The following is a 2,355-nucleotide window of genomic DNA, read 5'->3' as shown; positions in this document are numbered from 1 at the left end:
TCGGAACATATAATTCTCTGCGGAAACTTACATGGCCGTCGCCGCCTTTACCGGAGCGGATATAGATTTTCGCTCTGTCTGCAAACATATGACACACCTCTGTCCTTTACTAATAATTTCGTAATAGTAATCTTCTTAAATTAATGCATTTGAGACCGTTCAGCAGGATTTCGCACTCTGATGAGTCGGATCAATATGCATTATTTACAAGGATTGCTATGGTTTCTTTTATATCATATAACTCTTTTAATCTATAGCAATTCTACTATAAAAGAAAGGCTCCAAACCCATATTAGATTTGAAGCCTTCGCTTAACCAGATTATTCTGCTTCTACTGGAACGATAGAAACCTGTTTCTTATCGCGTCCTTTTCTGGTAAATCTTACGACACCATCTTTAAGTGCGAATAAAGTATAATCTTTACCGCAACCTACGTTCTCACCAGCATGGATCTTAGTTCCGCGCTGTCTGTAAAGAATATTTCCAGCTTTAACAAACTGTCCGTCTGCTCTCTTCGCACCTAATCTCTTGGATTCGGAATCACGACCGTTCTTTGTAGAACCAACTCCTTTTTTATGTGCGAATAACTGAAGGTTCATTTTCATCATGTTGTTACACCTCCTTGACTTTTACTGTCAAATATCGATTGTTATAACTATGTTCAATTTCTGTTAATCCGAGAATCAGCGAATCCATGAGAAGGGTTCCCCTCTCAGTAACCGGAGCCGTAAAATGAAAAGATACATAGCCGTCATCTTCCTGCACTTCAAACTGATCATCTGTAAATGTCTCAAGAGAATTTACAGTATTGATCACCAGTACAGAAACAGCAGCACAGACAATATCCTGTCCTTCCTCTGCATATCCGGCGTGACCTTTCGAAACAAATTCCAGATAATTTCCGTTACTTCTGTACCTGTAATTGTAATCATAATGACACCAGATTAACCGTTAATCTTTTCGATTTTCACTTTAGTGTACTGCTGTCTGTGACCGTTTTTCTTGTGATATCCAGTTTTTCTCTTGTATTTGTAAACGATAACTTTTTTTGCTTTACCGTTCTCAACTACAGTAGCGGTAACACTGGCATCTTTCACATCTTCACCAGCTTTTAATCCGTCATTGCTTACTGCAATAACATTATCAAAAGTAACAGTTTCACCAGCTTCAACACCGAGTTTCTCAACTCTGATTACGTCGCCTTCAGCAACTTTGTACTGTTTACCACCTGTTGCAATAATTGCGTACATCTGTGGCACCTCCTATAATCTTTACTCGCCAGATATGGTGACCTTTCGGTGCTTGTACCTCTCTGTGCGGCATCTCATTTATAATAGCGGACAAAATTCGATTTGTCAATAAGTTTTTTTCAATTTCTTTGAATTTTTTTCTTTTATTTTACAGGTACAATTTCAATCCGGTATCCGTCAGGATCTGTGATAAAATACAAACTGCAGAGCAGTTATTCAGTTACGGAAAAATATCGATGAGAATTGCAGATGCTTGTTTGGTTTACATAATTATTTTATGGTAAACTATAATTCTCTGATTTCCTCAATCACAGGTTTTCGCACTTTCTTTCTGGTAAGTTCCAGGATATGCAGTGGAGTGATGTCCACTGCTTTTGCCTTTACCGGATCTTTGCGCAGATATTTCTGCAGGACATGGAACAGTTCGTCCTGATGATCCTGATTTTCCATATTAATAAAATCAATCAGAATAATTCCGGACAGGTTTCTGAGACGTAACTGTCTGGCAATTTCCTTTGCTGCCTCCAAATTGATTTTTCGGTAAGTTTCCTGCATTTTCTTTTTGCCTGTAAACTTTCCGCTGTTTACATCAATGGATACGAAGGCTTCTGTCTGCTGGATTACCAGAAATCCACCACTGTTCAGCCCAGACTTTCTCATGCTGGATTTCTTCTAAGACAGTTTCCAGGCGATAAAGTTTGTAAAGAGGGAGAAGTTTATCATCATAAAACCGCAGCTTCTCTTTTTCCTCCGGGCTGTTACTGTTAAGATAGTCAGAAATCTGTCGGGATATCTCAGGGATATCTGTTATGATCTCTTCCAGGTTCCGGCTGTTGGCGTCGCGGACTGCAGAGATATAAAAAGGCTCTGTTCTATATACGCAGCTGAAACAGGTACGGGATCTTCCGTCTACAGCAGCCTTATGATACAGGCCCTTCAGGTATTCCAGTTCTTTCAGTATTTCTTCTTTTGATGCATCTGCTGCATTTGTACGAACGATGATACCAAACTCTTTATCCGAACGGTTAACTTCTGCTTCCATCCACTTACTGATACGGCTTCTGTCATCATTGGAAAGTTTGGAAGACAGACCAAATTTCTTATC

6 protein-coding genes are annotated in these 2,355 nt (G+C 39.4%); all 6 read right to left on the bottom strand.

Translation table 11 applies throughout. The features are described 5' to 3' along the window. On the bottom strand, positions 1-88 hold an 88-nt coding region (locus AC075J_RS02855), incomplete at its 3' end, for a hypothetical protein (protein WP_476389962.1). A 232-nt stretch (positions 89-320) separates the two neighbouring features. Continuing rightward, positions 321-608 carry a 50S ribosomal protein L27 gene (gene rpmA, locus AC075J_RS02850; protein ID WP_008703124.1) on the bottom strand — a complete coding sequence of 96 codons (288 nt, stop codon included), beginning with the start codon at positions 606-608 and terminating at the stop codon, positions 321-323. A gap of 4 nt (positions 609-612) precedes the next feature. After that, positions 613-894, bottom strand: a complete 282-nt coding sequence (locus tag AC075J_RS02845; protein ID WP_476389961.1) for a ribosomal-processing cysteine protease Prp — start codon at positions 892-894, stop codon at positions 613-615. Positions 895-944: 50 nt separating this feature from the next. Next, a complete protein-coding gene (gene rplU, locus AC075J_RS02840; RefSeq protein ID WP_020993901.1) occupies positions 945-1,250 on the bottom strand; it encodes a 50S ribosomal protein L21 in 306 nt (101 codons plus the stop codon). Positions 1,251-1,535: 285 nt separating this feature from the next. Beyond that, the gene (locus AC075J_RS02835) at positions 1,536-1,910 is read right to left on the bottom strand and encodes a ribonuclease E/G (protein WP_476389960.1); all 375 of its coding nucleotides are present in this window, start codon (positions 1,908-1,910) and stop codon (positions 1,536-1,538) included. Further along, a partial coding sequence (locus AC075J_RS02830; protein ID WP_476389959.1) for a ribonuclease E/G occupies positions 1,840-2,355 on the bottom strand: 516 nt, incomplete at its 5' end. The genes AC075J_RS02835 and AC075J_RS02830, both read right to left, overlap by 71 nt.

Source organism: Blautia sp. ZXY-1-C6 (assembly GCF_056339875.1).
Note: the sequence above shows the minus strand (reverse complement) of the source record. Positions and strands in the feature narration are given on the sequence as shown.